Genomic DNA, 15,832 nt, shown 5'->3' with positions numbered 1-15,832 from the left:
AGGAATATTACCGTGATTTGCGTTTATCTTTAAAGAATTTCTTCATCATACTACCAGATTGGGCGGCTTTCAATCCACTTGTCACTTTAACCTGATGGTTTTGTCTTGAATCATTTAGGGTGTGGTAAAGACTTTCAACGGCTCCAGCTTTCTCATTTTTTGCTCCATATACTAATCTTTTAATCCTGGTATTAATAATCGCACCAGCACACATTAAACAAGGCTCAACCGTCACGTACATCTCACAATCATTTAAACGCCAACTCTTTAAATTGATACACGCTTCTTCAATCGCAATGATTTCAGCATGCTCGGTTCCAATCTCCGTGTGTTCACGCAGATTATGTCCCTTCCCAACAATTTGACCGTCCTTAACGATTACTGCTCCAATCGGTACCTCACCAATGACGTAAGCATGGTTAGCTTCACTTAAAGCTTGGTCCATAAAATACGCATCATTTTCATTCATTTATGACTTCCTTTCTGCTCTTTAAAATGTAATATCCTTTATCTCGTTTAACGATTTGTACGTTACCAAAAACCTTATTCATTAATTTTTTAGCCGAGGGTGCTCCCTGCTTCTTTTGTAAAACCACCGTCAACGTTCCATCATTAACCAGGTGGTCATAAGAACCCGTAATCATTTCATCGACAACTTTTTTTCCGGCACGAACAGGCGGATTAGTTATAATGCCCGCATACTTTTGGGAAATATTCTGGTACCCATCAGAAGCAAAAATATCTACGTTATCAATCTGATTGAGATCTGCATTCTGTTTAGCCAGTTTTAATGCTAAATTATTGACGTCTACCATAGTAAAATGCCGTTCTGGATTTGTCTTGGCCAAAAACAGACCAATCGGGCCGTAACCACATCCCATGTCTAAGATTGCTCCCTGAGGCATTTCATTAACATCGACATTATTAATCAAAACCCGCGAACCATAATCCACGGTATTTTTAGAAAACACACCGTTGTCTGTCACAAAACTTAGCGTGGTTTTAAGTAAAGAAAAGTTCCAATGTTTTTCCTCATGTTTAACATCAGGATTTGCGGTATAATAAAAGTCGTTCAAAATTAATCACATCCTAAAAAAATAATATTTAAACCATAAACACTATATATAGCGTCTAATTCCTATCAATTTCACTATATATGGTGTTTTTTTCTGTTGAAAATTTCACTTTTTGAGAGTAAACTCATCAAGTGAAAGATATCAAGGAGATGAAACAAAATGAAAAAAATTACTGTATTTACCAAGAACAATTGTATCCAATGCAAGATGACAAAACGTTTCCTTAGCGAACACAACGTTGACTTCGTTGAAAAAAACACATCCGAAAATCCGGAATACGTCGCTTACCTGAAGGGTGAAGGCTTTCAAGCTGTTCCAGTTGTTGAGAGTCAAGCACTTGAAGCATTTAGTGGGTTTCAACCTGACCAATTAAAGAAACTAGTTGGTTAAATTTTTCATATTTATAGTATAATACAAAACCAACGTTTCAGATATTTCGTACGACACGATTAAGGGAGAGTAATCCAATATGTCTTTAAAAGATTTGCACGATGTTACGTATTACGAACTAAATAATGAAATTAATATCCCTGTCGATGGCAGAATCCAATTGGAAAAAGATCAGGAGGCTTTAAAAGCCTTTTTCAAAGAAAACGTTAATCCAAATACCGTTAAGTTTGATTCTTTAAAAGATCGTTTTGATTATCTAATTAAGCATAATTACATTGAAGAGGATTTTGTAAATAAATATCCCTTTTCATTCATTGAAAAATTATACAAGTATTTGGAAAAACAAGATTTTCACTTCAAATCATTTATGGCTGCATACAAGTTTTATGCTCAATACGCCATGAAAACTGATGACAATTCCATGTACTTAGAAAGCTACATAGACAGAACCGCAATGAACGCCCTGTTTCTTGCTGATGGTGATCAAAAGCTTGCCATGGATCTTGCTGATGAATTAATTCATCAACGCTTTCAACCAGCCACTCCAACTTTTTTAAATGCTGGAAAGAAACGCAGGGGTGAGTTGATTTCGTGTTTTCTACTTCAAACCACCGATAACATGAATACCATCGGTCGTACCATTAATTCGGCCCTTCAATTATCCAAAATTGGTGGTGGAGTTGGGATCAACCTTTCTAACCTTAGAGCGGCCGGCGACCCTATTAAACACATTCAAGGAGCAGCTAGCGGCGTTCTTCCAGTAATGAAGTTACTAGAGGATAGTTTTACCTATTCTAATCAATTAGGCCAAAGAAACGGTGCTGGGGTTGTTTATTTAAGTGTCTTCCATCCCGACATCATCGAGTTCTTAGGGGTTAAAAAGGAAAATGCCGACGAAAAAATTCGGGTTAACACTCTTTCCCTGGGAGTAGTTGTCCCAGATAAATTCTATGAACTAGCTAAAAACAATGAAGATATGTACTTATTTAGTCCGTACGACGTTGAACGTGAGTATGGCGTTCCCTTTTCTTACGTCGATATCACTAAAGAATACGACAACATGGTCAACAACAAGAATATTCGCAAAAAGAAGATCAGGGCACGTGAATTAGAGACAGAAATTGGTAAGTTACAACAAGAGTCCGGCTACCCATACATTATCAATATCGACACCGCCAATCGTGACAATCCAGTTGATGGCAAAATCGTCATGAGTAACTTATGTACTGAAATTATGCAAGTCCAAACCCCGTCAATTGTTGATGATGAACAAAATTACGAACAGCTTGGAACCGATGTTTCTTGTAATTTAGGGTCAACGAACGTTGTCAATTTGATGGCTTCTCCCGACTTCGGTAAATCAGTCGAAGCCATGGTCAAAGCTCTCACTTTTGTGACCGATCATTCATCAATTAACGTTGTTCCATCAGTCAGACGTGGCAATGAATTAAGTCACTCAATTGGTTTAGGAGCTATGGGTCTTCACTCTTATTTTGCTAAAAATCATATGTATTATGGTTCAAAAGAATCCATTGAATTTACCAGCACCTATTTCATGTTATTAAATTACTGGACCTTAAAGGCCTCAAATCAAATGGCAAAGGATCGCGGTAAGGTCTTTCATAACTTCGACAAGAGTAAGTACGCTGACGGTTCTTATTTTGATCAATACGTAAATAAAAGTTGGACGCCAACTTCCAAAAAAGTCAAGTCATTGTTTGATGGTATCTTTATTCCAACTGAAAAAGATTGGGAAGATTTAAAGAAGTCAATCATGGAATATGGTTTGTACCATCAAAACCGAATGGCAGTTGCTCCAAACGGTTCCACTGCTTACATCGGTGATGCTACCGCTAGTCTGCACCCGATTGTTCAAAAAATTGAAGCCAGACAAGAGTCCAAAATCGGGACAATTTACTATCCGGCCCCCTACCTTTCTAATGACACCATTCCTTACTACGAGTCAGCTTACGACACGGACATGCGAAGGGTGATTGACGTTTACGCCGCCGCTCAAAAACACGTCGATCAGGGAATGAGTTTGACTCTCTTCATGCGCTCAACCATTCCTGAAGGGCTATACGAATGGAAAGACGGTCGAAGTAACAAAATGTCCACCAGAGATTTAACGATCCTTCGTAATTACGCCTACAAAAAGGGAATTAAATCGCTCTACTATGTTCGGACATTTACCGACGACAACACTGAAGTTGGTGCTAACGAGTGTGAAAGCTGTGTAATTTAATCTTTAGGAGGGAATTTATGGACATTAATAAAGTTTTAACCGGAAAGTTACAGGGAAACTACAAGGCCATTAATTGGAATTCCATTGGCGACGAGATTGATAAAGCCACCTGGGAAAAACTAACCGAACAGTTCTGGCTTGATACCAGAATTCCTTTGTCAAATGATTTAAAGGATTGGCGTTCGCTTGACGATGATCATAAATGGATTGTTGGTCACGTTTTTGGTGGCTTAACTTTACTGGATACCTTACAGTCTCAAGACGGAATGGCCGCCCTTAGAAATGATGCTGTTACCCAACATGAAATTGCGGTTTTAAATAACATTCAATTTATGGAATCCGTTCACGCCAAAAGCTATTCATCCATTTTTTCAACTTTAAACAGCCCTGATGAAATTGATGAAATCTTTCATTGGAGTGATACAGAAGAATTCCTCCAAAACAAAACGAAAAAGATCTATTCGTTATACCATGACGATGGTCATCCATTAAAAAAGAAAATTTCTAGTGTGTTCCTTGAAACTTTTCTTTTTTACTCTGGATTCTATACTCCCATCTGGTACCTCGGTCATAACGAGCTTCCAAACGTTGCTGAAATCATTAAATTAATTATTCGTGACGAATCGGTTCACGGAACATACATTGGCTATAAATTCCAAGTTCAGTTCAACCAATTAGGTGAAAATGAACAAAATGATTTAAAGGATTGGATGTATAACTTCTTGTACGACCTTTATCAAAACGAGGAAAAGTACACCCATTTGCTTTACGACCAAGTGGGATGGTCTGAAGATGTTTTAACTTTCATTAGATATAACGCCAATAAGGCCCTCATGAATCTAGGACAAGATCCAATGTTCCCTGATACTGAAGCAGACGTTAACCCAATCGTTATGAACGGAATCTCCACTGCTACGGTCAATCATGACTTCTTCTCCCAAGTCGGTAACGGTTATCGACTTGGTAACGTTGAAGCAATGAGCGATTCCGACTACGATATTGGTAATAAAAAGAACCCAAAATAATTGTTCAACTAAAAAGAGGTTTCAGAATTAATTCTGAAACCTCTTTTTTATGGCATATTTTCTTCAACATTTTCAATCGTGGGACGTTCACTAACCACCGATAAGAGCTGTAGCATCGTGAATACCAATGAATTATCCTTACGATATACGAAGTACTTGGACACCCAGTTATCGACGTATTTCTGCTTATAAGACCGCAATCCTTGAAAGCTATAGAAGGCATCACCGTACTGATAAATCAAGTGAGCAATTTTTTCGTTAATGAAACTAAACTTTGATTCACCAACATTAGCTAGTGGTGCCATTCCTAAGTTAAACCACTTGTAACCCTCATCCTTTGAATACCTGAAGAGATGAATGAAGATTCCATCCATAATTCCAGACGGAGCATCATTTCCCGACCGCATTAAGTCAACCGAAGTCATCACTCGATCACCCGTTGGCATGATGTTAGCAAAAGCTACAATCGCATCATTTTTATCGCGAATGACCGCAATTGGAGCCTGGTTTAAGTAATATGGATCAAAGAATCCCAGAGAGAAGCCCTTTTCATCACGTCCATTGAGCCACTCATCAGAAATTTGTTTAAATTCACCCATCTGTTCTTTAGAAAATGGTGGATCTAAAACCTCAAAACGATAGCCTTCCCGATCGAACTTGTGCATTAACGCCCGTTCACCTCGATGTCGCTTACCGGTAAGCGAAAAATCCGTTAAATCAACGTGACCTTCCTCTCCAGCCTTAATAAAGTCAAAGCCCTTTTCGTGAAGTAACATTGTTAGTGATTCTCCAACTTCGTAAAACACCAGGGAGAAATCAGCTTTGTCAGCATCACTCATGAATTGGTCAATCGCTGGATCTAATTTATCCTGATTTCCAATTGGTTCACCCATCACAATTAACTTATTGGCCTTCTGTTTATACATGAAAATGACTTCGTCTTCACTATCTTCAGCGTAGAAGTAAACCTTTTTATCACGCAAGAAGACTAAGTGACTAACTTCGTTTCCACCAAATTTGCGAATAACATTGCGAATTCTAACTTCATCAAAGGGTTGATTCAACCATGGGATACGAGCGTACGTTAAGTACTTGTACAACATAAACAGGATAATAAAAGCAATGATAATGCCCACAAATCCAGTTAACCAGACCTGTTCAGATGGTAAAAGATACACATTCATCATTTTGATGGGAGCGTGTCTACTAGACAAGTTATGATTACTCATGTAGATTCCGATGATGGAATACATTAAGAAAGTTCCAATAAAAATGATGCCGTCAAAAATTGCATTTCCCCACGAGTATGTGAGTTTTTGCCGATACATGCCCTTTCTTGATAACCACAAACAAATAATGATAAAGCCTAACAGTAACGTTAATTTTAGTGGAAAGTCCTCTTTCCACAGGGTGTTAGCAATGGCAAACAACAAAATGATAACGGTCGGCCAGAAAGCTTTGTGGACTCTCGATCCTACTCCACGTGCTAATCCAATTAGTAAAATCCCAATAATCACGTTCGACAACTGTCCTAAAAAGAACAGCGTGTATGGCGCCAGTGATAAGTAGAGTGGATTAACAAGAGCCAAATTAGGAATGGTCGCATACAAAATCATCATGATTCCCGAAAAGTACATAAAAATCGTAATGATCAGCTGGGCCGACCTATGAACAATCGTTTTCGGAATATCATCCAGAAAATTATTAATTCGTGCTCCCATTTCGTGGAAAAAGAGAAAGGCCCCCACGAAAAACGGGAGAAAATAGTAGAAAATTCGGTACAATAGCACCCATACGGCAGCAATTGTCGGTGACACCCCAAGTAAACTCAGGCTACCAATCATCATCGTATCAAATGACCCAAGACCACCTGGCAGCATTGAGACAACCCCAAATACGTTGGCAATAATAAAAATGGGAAAAACGTCCCAAAGATTAACATTAATCTTCATGAAGTATCCAATAATTAAAAACAACATGGCACAGCTCCCCCATTCGAGGCAGGAACCGAGGATCAGTTGAAACTCACGTTTTAAGGTTAAATCACTAAAAAACTCAGAATTACTGAATCTGGTAAATAGAAAAATCACTGGAAAATAAACTCCCCCACCTACTAACCAAATCCAATCCTTTGCATACTGAGATCCAATGCCAAATCCAAAGATCAAAACTAACGAAACCAAACAATAGGTGGAAAGTCCTGCCAGTAAGAACAAGGCAATCTTAGAAATGGCATATAATACCTGTTTCTTACTAGCATTTTTACTATAAAACATCGCTCTCAAACTGGCCCCAAGAAAGCCACCAAACCCAGCAATATTGGTAAATGTGTTAACGATCCACCCGCTCTTGACGATGTAGGACGGTTTAAACTTGCCAGGCAGAAACTCCGTAATGGTAAAATCATATATTAACATTGGTAACACAGCCACAAATCCTAAGATCGTTAAAATAATTAACGTCGTTGGTGACTGTGATGCAAGGCTCGCTCGCATTTCCTTTCCATTAATCTCAGAAAGCACGTGGGTCGCCTCGTAAACAACAAACACAAGGACCAGGGTGACAAAAATCCCCTTAATCCAGGCAGAATATTTGTTATAGAAATCCATAACTTTATTAAATGCTTTTTTCAATTGTTAACCCCCAAAAAATCGGCTAACTTCATTCTCTCAATTTTTATGACATAAAACAACTTTATTTAAACAATATTAAGGCAAAAAAAAGAACGTGCAAAAGCACGTTCTTTTTAGTCATCGACTACTTAAGAGTTACAGTAGCACCAACGGCTTCAAGCTTGTCCTTGATGTCGTTAGCATCTGATTCTGAAGCGCCTTCTTTAATAGCTTTAGGAGCGCCATCAACTAAGTCCTTAGCGTCTTTCAAACCAAGACCAGTGATATCTCTAACTGCCTTGATAACCTTAATCTTTTCTTGACCTGCTTCAGTAAGTTCAACGTCGTATGAATCCTTAGCAGCACCTTCACCACCAGCAGCACCTGCAGCTGCAACTGGAGCAGCAGCAGAAACATCAAATTCATCTTCGATTGACTTAACCAAGTCGTTTAAATCAGTGATTGAAGCTTCTTTTAATTGAGCAATAATATTATCTTTATCAAAAGCCATTTTAATTTCCTCCTATTAGGACATTTAATCTATTTTTATTAAGCTGCATCACTATCGTCACCATTGTCATCTTTATCAACAACGGCATTAACAGCATAAGCAACCTTACGGATAGGATCTTTCAAGATGTTAGCAAGAGTTGAAAGCAATTCTTCACGGCTTGGTAGAGCAGCAAATTCATTGATTTCATCAAGTGAAGCGATCTTCCCTTCGATAATTCCACCCTTGATTTCAAGTTCAGGATTATCATCAGCGAAGTTCTTCAAAATCTTGGCTGGAGCAACTGGGTCTTCATCAGAAAATGCAATAGCAGTAGGTCCAACAAAAGTATCTTTCAAATCCTTAACGTCTGCTTTATCAGCAGCACGCTCTAAAATTTTATTTTTAATAACACTCATTGAAACATCATTATCACGCAATTGTTTACGTAAATCAGTATCTTGAGCAACACTTAAACCTCGGTAATCAACAACAATTGCTGATACAGCTTTTTGAAATTGGTCAGCAACTTCATCAACCTTTTTGGCTTTAGTATCAATAACTTCTTTTTTTGGCATATTATTTCACCTCCCAATGTATTTTGGGACTTAATAAAAAATCCCTATGTTCGCCAAAACATAGAGAAAGAGTGTATTACTCCTCGGCAGGCATAATTAAGGTCAAAAACCACCTGAGTCTTAGGCGAATCATATTCAACTAATAATCTATCATAATGATAAAAATTAGTCAATTAGGGATTATTTAATTAGTTAGTAACTAAAATGATTCAGGATCAACTGAGACACCAGGTCCCATTGTTGATGAAACTGAGATGTTACTAATGTAAGTTCCACGAACAGATGCTGGACGATTCTTAACAATCACATCGTTGATGGTGTTAAGGTTTTCGGCCAACTTGTCTGCGTCAAATGAATCTTTACCGATTGAAACTGCGACGTTTCCATCACGATCAGTTCTGTAAGTAACCTTACCGGCCTTAGCATCAGAAACCGCTTTTGAAACATCCATGGTAACAGTTCCAGTCTTAGGGTTTGGCATTAATCCCTTAGGTCCAAGAACACGACCTAAACGACCAACTTGAGCCATCATGTCAGGAGTAGCAATTGCGACATCAAAGTCGAGCCATCCATCTTGAATTTTTTGAGCTAAGTCGTCATCACCGACAAAATCGGCACCAGCGTTCTTAGCATCTTGAGCCTTTTCACCCTTGGCAAATACTACAACTGTTTGATTTTTACCAGTACCATTAGGTAAAACCACGGCACCACGTAATTGTTGATCAGCTTGTTTAGTATCAACGTTTAATTTATAAACAACTCTGATAGTGTCATCAAAGTTGACTGAATCTAATTTTTGAACTAATTCTACAGCATCTTGAGCAGCGTATTTTTTACTCTTGTCAATTTGCTTTGAAGCATCTTCGTACTTCTTACCTCTCTTACGAGCCATTGTGTCTTCCTCCTTGCAATTGTGGTTATAACGGAATTTCCTCCCACTAGCACATTATCTTTCGACATTGTGCTGTCCGGGCATAGTGAAATTAACCTTCAACAGTGAATCCCATACTACGTGCCGTACCTTCAACCATGCGCATAGCTGCTTCTACATCAGCTGCGTTTAGATCTTGCATTTTGGTTTCGGCAATCTGCTTAACTTGGTCTTTGGTAACTTTTGCGACCTTGTTAGTGTTAGGTTCACCGGAACCGTGTTCAACACCAGCGGCTTTCTTTAATAGGACAGCAGCTGGAGGGGTCTTGGTTACAAAGTCAAATGAACGATCTTCGTAAACAGTAATCACAACTGGAATCAACATTCCTGCTTGATCAGCAGTACGTGCATTAAATTCCTTAGTGAATCCCATAATATTAATTCCAGCTTGACCTAAAGCAGGTCCAACTGGAGGAGCGGGTGTTGCTTTACCCGCAGGTATTTGTAGTTTAACTACATTAGCTACTTTTTTAGCCACGAGACATACCTCCTTAAGTCCGTGTGTGGTAAATGAAGATCAAAATTTCTTCTCCCACGTTAATTTATGCAATACGCATACTAGTTAAATATACCACGTTTATTGAAACGTGACAATGAATATTTTACTCAGAATCGGCTTCTAGGGGCTTAACTTGGTCAAATTCCAGTTCAGTACTAGTCTCTCTACCAAACATGTCAATATTAACCTTGAGTTTACCCTTAGTGTTGTCAATCTCAGTGATCTTGCCAGAAAGTCCCTTAAAGGCTCCCTCAACGATGGTAACCGTATCACCAACCCGGCTATCCAATGGTTTAACTCGCTTCTTTACCCCAATCGTTGACATAACGTTTTCAACCTCTTCGGGTAACAACGGATTGGGCTTTGAACCTTGACCGTGAGAACCAATAAATCCGGTCACTCCGGGAGTATTTCGAACGACATACCAGGCTCTATCAGTCATTACCATTTGAACCAGCACGTATCCTGGGAAGGTCTTGTTCATAACCACTTTCTCTTTACCGTTTTTAACCTCGTGTTCTTCGGTTTCTGGAACAACAATGTCAAAAATATAGTCTTCCATTCCCATGGATTCTTTTCTAGATTCAAGATTCATTTTAACTTTGTTTTCATAGCCAGAGTATGTATGTAATACATACCATTGCTTTTCTGCAGTCTCTACCACAATGATTATCTCCTTTAACTTAAAGCAAAATAAAAAAACCTCGCGTAAACGAAGTTCTTATCATCAAACTAACTATAACAGAAATTATCACACTAATCTAGTTTAGGCTAGTAACTTCAAAATGGTTTGAATTGCCCAATCAATTACACCAAGAAAGATTGCAAAAAAGATGGTAGTCCAGATAACGATTGAAGTATCGGTTCTAGTTTGCTTAGCGTTCGGCCAAACAACCACCTTCATCTCTGCAATAACGCTCTTAAAAAAGTTCCATAATCGTTTCATGTAAAATTCCCCTCTTAACGAGTTTCTCGGTGCAACGTATATTTTCCACAATGCTTACAAAATTTCTTTACTTCCAATCGTTTGACACGATTCGGATTGCTGGAAATGGTGTAGTTTCTTAAACCACATACAGAACAAGCTAATGCTACCTTTTTCTGTGCCATAGGCTGCACCTCCTTAATAACTAACTAATCGTATCATCAATTTCAACGTTAGTCAATTTTATTAAATCTATAGTATTTCTGACGACAACGTGCGATCGCATTTTTCAATTTCATCACATTCACATCAGAAACCTGAGCCATTTTTTCAAACGAATAATTCTCAAGCGAACGAATAATCACCATTCTCTCAACTACCGAACTCCTTTTCATCAAGCCTTGTAAGTTCTCATACATTGAAAGAACTCGTTCTGGACTGGCAGCATGAATATCGGCAATGGTATCAGAATAAAATTGAAAATACGCACTAAGAGAAGCTTTTTTAGAATCGGGCACGCGCTTTTGAGCTCGCTTTTTTCTTAAAATATCATATAAGCGGTTTTTTAAGTTAACTTTATAGTAACTGCCAAAGGTAACCTTACGACTGGCATCATACCTAATAATTGTTCGACTAAGCACAATGGCCGCTTCCTGTTTCCAATCTGAGAGTTCCATACCTGATAAGTAGAAATCGTTCCACAACTTTAGATAAATTGGCGCATATTTTTTAAACAATTTGATGAAACCAGCGTCGTTCTTTTTTGCATCCTCAACCATTTCTAATTCTTTAGCCCGTTTCTCTTCTTTATTCATCAATTGGCCCTCCTCTTAATCAATTAATTAACACTTAGTATCGTATCGAAACGAATTGAGCTCAAACAAGCGAACAAACGTTCGATATGTGATATTATCTGCTAACCAATTTTTAATATCGAATTTACGATATTAAACGGCCCAATAAAAAAGAACAATGTGCTGGCATTGTTCTTTAGTTCAGTCATTTCATTATAAAGGATGGCGCGAGTTAAAACCTTGATACATAACTAATCCGGCAGCAACCGACGCATTCAAGCTCTGAATATCCCCCACCATTGGAATGGTAAGTGTTTCATCAACCTGTTTTTTAAGTAAAGGCGAAATCCCCTTGCCTTCACTGCCAACGATAAGAGCACTCGGACTTTTAGCATCCCAGCGCCGATAATCAGTTCCTTTCATATCAGTACCAAAGACCCACAACCCACGTTCTTTTAATTCTTTAACGGTGTTGACCAAGTTAGTTACTCTGGCGACCGGAACACGTTCAATTGCCCCCGCAGAGGTTTTCGCTACCGTTGATGTTAATCCAACAGCACGACGCTTGGGAATGATCACCCCATGAACGCCGGCAGCATCTGCGGTTCTAATAATTGACCCCAAATTATGAGGATCGGCAATGTTATCCAGAACAATGAAGTATGGTGGTTCACCCTTTGATTCAGCATTTTTAAATAAATCATCAATCGATGCATAATTAAAGGATGCAATTGATAACATGACTCCCTGATGATTCTGGTGGTCTGACATCAAGTCTAACTTTTGCTTTGGCACCTTAGAAATTACTAAATGACGACCCTTGGCCAAACGAATAACCGCCTTAATGGTGTCATCTTCTTGACTGACTCCATTTTGTAAAAACACCTTGTTAATTTCTTGATTTTCATTGCGCAGTGCTGAGACTGCCGGGTGTCTCCCAATAATAAAATCTTCATTATCTCTCATACTCAACCCTCCCAGAATCAACTTGATCAATGCACCACTGCGCCAGTTCATTGAGTCTTTTATCTTGGCCACTAAGGGACAGGAAACCAAAGAGGGCTTCAAAGCCAGTGGAAATCCGATAGGTAACAACACTCGTATTCTTGGCGTGAGTATAGCTCTTGGCGTTACGTCCCCGTTTAAAAAAGTACTCTTCTTCATCACTTAAGATTGCATCCTGATTCATCAAAGCAATCAATCCGGCCTGAGCCTTGGCTGACACATATTTAGTAGCAAAATGCTGCAATTGATTTGGCCTAGCGATGCCCTCGTCAATCAAATGCCGTCTCACGTATACCTCATAAACCGCATCACCTAAATAAGCTAGTACAATACCATTTAACTGTCGATATTGAATATTATCGTCCGCTTCACTCATTAAACTAATTTTCCCTTCTGAATCGGGTCCCCTGTGGTGTGTCTTCTAAAATAATACCCTTATTTTTTAATTCATCCCGAATTTCATCACTTCTAGCAAACTGCTTGTTAGCTCGCGCATCGTTTCTTTGCTTAATTAATTTCTTAACTTTGTCGTCATTTAACTCACTACTTTGTAGTTTAATTCCAAAGATAGCGGACAACTGTTCTAACCGTTTCATCAGCAACTTAATCGAATCCTTAAAAACCACTGGTCGTTCCGCATAAACGTTTCCAAGCTTAGCCAGCTCATAGACCTTGGCAATCCCATTTTGAACGTTAAAGTCATCATCCATGGCATCCTGAAAATCAGCCTGAATTTGACGAATCTCTTGGTCTAATTTCGGATCGTTATAAGGATCAGCGTCTTTTAACCGATAGTTCAAATTATCGTAAGCCGTCTGTATTTTTTGCAGATTGGTGGCAGCTTCATCAACTCCCTGCTGGCTAAAACGAATTGGACGGCGATACTGAGTGGTCGAAATGAGAAAACGCAGTGCTTGAGGATTATCCTTTTTAAGTAACTCATGGACTGTAACAAAGTTCCCTTTTGATTTGCTCATCTTCTCGTCTTCATCACCGACGGTCACAAAACCATTGTGAAGCCAGTAATTAACAAACTTTTGACCCGTTTTAGCCTCGCTTTGTGCCCGTTCATTTTCATGATGAGGGAACTCTAAATCAATCCCACCACCGTGAATGTCAAAGGTGTTACCAAGGTACTTAGTTGACATTACCGAGCACTCAATGTGCCAACCGGGACGGCCTTTTCCCCACGGAGAATCCCAGGAAATTTCGTCTGGTTTAGCTTTTTTCCAAAGTGCAAAATCAATCGGGTCTTCTTTTTGGGCTAATTCTTCACTTGAAACGTGCTCACTTGCACCACTCTCAAGGTCATCGATGTTTTCGTGTCCTAGTAAGCCATAAGATTTAAACTTACGAGCCCGATAGTAAACCGTCCCGTCAACGTTATAAGCATACCCTTTTTCAATTAAGTCAGAAACAAAGGCAATAATTTCCTTAATGTTATCCGTGGCACGCGGATTAACGGTCGCAGGTTGCACGTTTAACGCCTTCGTATCTTCCATAAAAGCCTTAATGTATTTATCGGCTAATTTAGAAACCGTGGTTCCCTCTTTTTTGGCTTCGTTAATCATTTTATCATCAACATCGGTAAAATTAGACACATAATTCACCTTATAACCACAATATTCAAGATAACGACGAATGGTATCAAATGCCACTACACTTCGCGCATTGCCAATGTGAATATAGTTATAAACAGTTGGACCACAGACGTACATGTTAACCACACCCGGTGTGATTGGTTCAAACTTTTCTTTTTCATTTGTAAGTGAATTATAAACTTTTAACATGTCCAACCTCCTAATAATTGTTCAATATTAACATCATAATTAACCCATCAGTTCATTATGAACTAGACCAATTGAAATGAAAATATTTTACTTTTTTAATGCTGTTTTGAGAGCTTCGGTAATGGTTGAAACTCCTATGACCTGAATATTTTTAGGTGGAGTCCATCCCTTTAGATTATATTTAGGAACCAATACGCGCTTAAAACCTAGTTTCTGGGCCTCAATAACGCGTTGCTCAATTCGATTGACCCTTCTAATCTCACCAGTCAAACCAAGTTCACCAATGTAACACTCTTTTGGATCGGTTCCAATATTCTCATAACTTGACGCAATGCTAATTGCCATTGCCAAATCAATGGCTGGTTCATTAAGTTTGACCCCACCAGCAGCTTTTAAATAAGCATCCTGGTTTTGTAACATCAATCCAGCCCGTTTCTCAAGAACCGCCATAATCAGTGAAACACGATTTCGATCCAGTCCAGACGCAGTTCTTTGCGCATTCCCAAAAACCGAAGGAACAATTAAGGCTTGAAGTTCAACCAGAATCGGACGAGTTCCTTCCATTGCTACCACAATTGCTGATCCGGTAGCGTTCTTCAAACGTTCCTCTAAAAAAATCTCAGATGGATTCTTGACTTCTTTTAGCCCATCTTCATCCATTTGAAAAATTCCGAGCTCATTCGTAGATCCAAATCGATTTTTAACGGCGCGTAGTAATCGATAAGAATGATGCTTGTCTCCCTCAAAATAAAGAACGGTGTCAACCATGTGCTCTAAAGTCTTTGGGCCGGCAAGCGTACCACCCTTAGTAACGTGTCCCACCAAGAAAATGGTAATACTGTTGGTTTTTGCGATGTTCATTAAATCCGAGGTGACGCCTCGAACCTGCGTAACGGACCCAATCGCAGACGGGATCTCATCTTCTTGCATGGTTTGAACGGAGTCAATGATAACGGTGTCCGGCTTCACTTCTTCAATTGCCTTCCTGATTGAAATCATATCCGTTTCTGGATAAAGGTATAAGTTTCCTTTTTCAGAAACATTGAGGCGATCCGCTCTCATCTTAATTTGATCGGCACTCTCTTCTCCTGAGACGTACAGTACCTTTTGTCCTGAGGCTGCTAATTGACCGGAGACTTGGAGAAGTAACGTTGACTTACCAATCCCCGGATCACCACCAATTAGAACCAGTGAACCAGGGACCACGCCTCCGCCAAGGACCCGATTCAATTCATTTGAATCAACCTGAATCCTCGGAGCACTTTCAGCGCTAACTTGTCTAATTAGCTGGGGTTGCGACTTAGTCCCGCTCAGTGAAACCCGACTCACGTTCGCCTTTTTGGTATCATTTTTTTGGACCGTTTGTTCAACCATCGTGTTCCATTCACCACAGTTAGGACAACGACCTAGATATCGTGGTGATATATATCCACAGTTGGAACAAACATATTGCGTTTTTGCTTTAGCCATTA

Annotated in this window: 18 protein-coding genes and 1 other annotated feature; of the genes, 3 read left to right on the top strand and 15 right to left on the bottom strand. The window is 39.2% G+C overall.

Going from position 1 to position 15,832, the window contains the following annotated elements:
- Positions 1–7 precede the first annotated feature (7 nt).
- Both tadA and AC6UC9_RS06425 read right to left on the bottom strand, forming a co-directional pair.
- Positions 8–469 carry a tRNA adenosine(34) deaminase TadA gene (gene tadA, locus AC6UC9_RS06430; protein ID WP_500701495.1) on the bottom strand — a complete coding sequence of 154 codons (462 nt, stop codon included), beginning with the start codon at positions 467–469 and terminating at the stop codon, positions 8–10.
- Positions 462–1,076 (bottom strand): class I SAM-dependent methyltransferase, encoded by a 615-nt coding sequence (locus tag AC6UC9_RS06425; protein WP_500701494.1) that lies wholly within the window; start codon positions 1,074–1,076, stop codon positions 462–464. Before AC6UC9_RS06425 ends, tadA begins: the two co-directional genes overlap by 8 nt.
- Positions 1,077–1,235: 159 nt before the next feature.
- On the opposite strand from AC6UC9_RS06425, the gene nrdH reads away from it, so the two are divergent.
- The 3 genes from nrdH to nrdF all read left to right on the top strand — a co-directional run bounded on the left by nrdH (position 1,236) and on the right by nrdF (position 4,736).
- Positions 1,236–1,466, top strand: coding sequence for a glutaredoxin-like protein NrdH (gene nrdH, locus AC6UC9_RS06420; RefSeq protein WP_500694469.1), 231 nt, complete (start codon positions 1,236–1,238; stop codon positions 1,464–1,466).
- Between the two features lie 79 nt (positions 1,467–1,545).
- A complete protein-coding gene (gene nrdE, locus AC6UC9_RS06415; protein WP_500701493.1) occupies positions 1,546–3,711 on the top strand; it encodes a class 1b ribonucleoside-diphosphate reductase subunit alpha in 2,166 nt (721 codons plus the stop codon).
- Between the two features lie 17 nt (positions 3,712–3,728).
- On the top strand, positions 3,729–4,736 hold the full coding sequence (gene nrdF, locus AC6UC9_RS06410; RefSeq protein WP_500701492.1) for a class 1b ribonucleoside-diphosphate reductase subunit beta: 1,008 nt from the start codon (positions 3,729–3,731) through the stop codon (positions 4,734–4,736).
- Positions 4,737–4,783: 47 nt separating this feature from the next.
- On the opposite strand, the gene mprF is transcribed toward nrdF, so the two are convergent.
- From mprF to radA, 13 genes are all read right to left on the bottom strand, one after another.
- Positions 4,784–7,369, bottom strand: a complete 2,586-nt coding sequence (gene mprF / locus AC6UC9_RS06405; RefSeq protein WP_500701491.1) for a bifunctional lysylphosphatidylglycerol flippase/synthetase MprF — start codon at positions 7,367–7,369, stop codon at positions 4,784–4,786.
- Positions 7,370–7,493: 124 nt separating this feature from the next.
- Positions 7,494–7,859 carry a 50S ribosomal protein L7/L12 gene (gene rplL, locus AC6UC9_RS06400; protein WP_500694473.1) on the bottom strand — a complete coding sequence of 122 codons (366 nt, stop codon included), beginning with the start codon at positions 7,857–7,859 and terminating at the stop codon, positions 7,494–7,496.
- Positions 7,860–7,897: 38 nt separating this feature from the next.
- Positions 7,898–8,416, bottom strand: coding sequence for a 50S ribosomal protein L10 (gene rplJ, locus AC6UC9_RS06395; protein ID WP_500694474.1), 519 nt, complete (start codon positions 8,414–8,416; stop codon positions 7,898–7,900).
- Between the two features lie 26 nt (positions 8,417–8,442).
- Positions 8,443–8,559, bottom strand: a sequence feature (ribosomal protein L10 leader region).
- Positions 8,560–8,615: 56 nt separating this feature from the next.
- A complete protein-coding gene (gene rplA, locus AC6UC9_RS06390; RefSeq protein WP_500701490.1) occupies positions 8,616–9,308 on the bottom strand; it encodes a 50S ribosomal protein L1 in 693 nt (230 codons plus the stop codon).
- Between the two features lie 91 nt (positions 9,309–9,399).
- On the bottom strand, positions 9,400–9,825 hold the full coding sequence (rplK, locus tag AC6UC9_RS06385) for a 50S ribosomal protein L11 (RefSeq protein ID WP_010021774.1): 426 nt from the start codon (positions 9,823–9,825) through the stop codon (positions 9,400–9,402).
- 124 nt (positions 9,826–9,949) lie between these two features.
- Entirely contained in the window at positions 9,950–10,510 is a 561-nt protein-coding gene (gene nusG / locus AC6UC9_RS06380; protein ID WP_500696800.1) for a transcription termination/antitermination protein NusG, read from the bottom strand.
- 102 nt (positions 10,511–10,612) lie between these two features.
- Positions 10,613–10,792: a preprotein translocase subunit SecE gene (secE, locus tag AC6UC9_RS06375; protein ID WP_500694477.1), complete on the bottom strand. Its 180-nt coding sequence runs from the start codon at positions 10,790–10,792 to the stop codon at positions 10,613–10,615.
- A 14-nt stretch (positions 10,793–10,806) separates the two neighbouring features.
- On the bottom strand, positions 10,807–10,956 hold the full coding sequence (rpmG, locus tag AC6UC9_RS06370) for a 50S ribosomal protein L33 (protein WP_500701489.1): 150 nt from the start codon (positions 10,954–10,956) through the stop codon (positions 10,807–10,809).
- A 48-nt stretch (positions 10,957–11,004) separates the two neighbouring features.
- On the bottom strand, positions 11,005–11,586 hold the full coding sequence (locus AC6UC9_RS06365; RefSeq protein WP_500701488.1) for a sigma-70 family RNA polymerase sigma factor: 582 nt from the start codon (positions 11,584–11,586) through the stop codon (positions 11,005–11,007).
- Positions 11,587–11,778: 192 nt separating this feature from the next.
- Positions 11,779–12,531: a 23S rRNA (guanosine(2251)-2'-O)-methyltransferase RlmB gene (gene rlmB, locus AC6UC9_RS06360; RefSeq protein ID WP_500701487.1), complete on the bottom strand. Its 753-nt coding sequence runs from the start codon at positions 12,529–12,531 to the stop codon at positions 11,779–11,781.
- On the bottom strand, positions 12,521–12,946 hold the full coding sequence (locus AC6UC9_RS06355) for a Mini-ribonuclease 3 (RefSeq protein ID WP_500696797.1): 426 nt from the start codon (positions 12,944–12,946) through the stop codon (positions 12,521–12,523). Before AC6UC9_RS06355 ends, rlmB begins: the two co-directional genes overlap by 11 nt.
- A gap of 4 nt (positions 12,947–12,950) precedes the next feature.
- Entirely contained in the window at positions 12,951–14,360 is a 1,410-nt protein-coding gene (cysS, locus tag AC6UC9_RS06350) for a cysteine--tRNA ligase (RefSeq protein ID WP_500701486.1), read from the bottom strand.
- Positions 14,361–14,447: 87 nt separating this feature from the next.
- Positions 14,448–15,830, bottom strand: a complete 1,383-nt coding sequence (gene radA, locus AC6UC9_RS06345) for a DNA repair protein RadA (protein ID WP_500701485.1) — start codon at positions 15,828–15,830, stop codon at positions 14,448–14,450.
- Positions 15,831–15,832 lie beyond the last annotated feature (2 nt).

Source organism: Fructilactobacillus sp. X7R4C1 (assembly GCF_059901115.1).
Note: the sequence above shows the minus strand (reverse complement) of the source record. Positions and strands in the feature narration are given on the sequence as shown.

What these genes read in the sequence shown, in the direction of transcription:
- tadA (WP_500701495.1), bottom strand. Translation starts at nt 469, where the DNA reads ATGAATGAAAATGATGCGTATTTTATGGACCAAGCTTTAAGTGAAGCT.
- nrdH (WP_500694469.1), top strand. Translation starts at nt 1,236, where the DNA reads ATGAAAAAAATTACTGTATTTACCAAGAACAATTGTATCCAATGCAAG.
- nrdE (WP_500701493.1), top strand. Translation starts at nt 1,546, where the DNA reads ATGTCTTTAAAAGATTTGCACGATGTTACGTATTACGAACTAAATAAT.
- nrdF (WP_500701492.1), top strand. Translation starts at nt 3,729, where the DNA reads ATGGACATTAATAAAGTTTTAACCGGAAAGTTACAGGGAAACTACAAG.
- rplL (WP_500694473.1), bottom strand. Translation starts at nt 7,859, where the DNA reads ATGGCTTTTGATAAAGATAATATTATTGCTCAATTAAAAGAAGCTTCA.
- rplJ (WP_500694474.1), bottom strand. Translation starts at nt 8,416, where the DNA reads ATGCCAAAAAAAGAAGTTATTGATACTAAAGCCAAAAAGGTTGATGAA.
- rplA (WP_500701490.1), bottom strand. Translation starts at nt 9,308, where the DNA reads ATGGCTCGTAAGAGAGGTAAGAAGTACGAAGATGCTTCAAAGCAAATT.
- secE (WP_500694477.1), bottom strand. Translation starts at nt 10,792, where the DNA reads ATGAAACGATTATGGAACTTTTTTAAGAGCGTTATTGCAGAGATGAAG.
- rpmG (WP_500701489.1), bottom strand. Translation starts at nt 10,956, where the DNA reads ATGGCACAGAAAAAGGTAGCATTAGCTTGTTCTGTATGTGGTTTAAGA.
- AC6UC9_RS06365 (WP_500701488.1), bottom strand. Translation starts at nt 11,586, where the DNA reads ATGAATAAAGAAGAGAAACGGGCTAAAGAATTAGAAATGGTTGAGGAT.
- rlmB (WP_500701487.1), bottom strand. Translation starts at nt 12,531, where the DNA reads ATGAGAGATAATGAAGATTTTATTATTGGGAGACACCCGGCAGTCTCA.
- AC6UC9_RS06355 (WP_500696797.1), bottom strand. Translation starts at nt 12,946, where the DNA reads ATGAGTGAAGCGGACGATAATATTCAATATCGACAGTTAAATGGTATT.
- cysS (WP_500701486.1), bottom strand. Translation starts at nt 14,360, where the DNA reads ATGTTAAAAGTTTATAATTCACTTACAAATGAAAAAGAAAAGTTTGAA.
- radA (WP_500701485.1), bottom strand. Translation starts at nt 15,830, where the DNA reads ATGGCTAAAGCAAAAACGCAATATGTTTGTTCCAACTGTGGATATATA.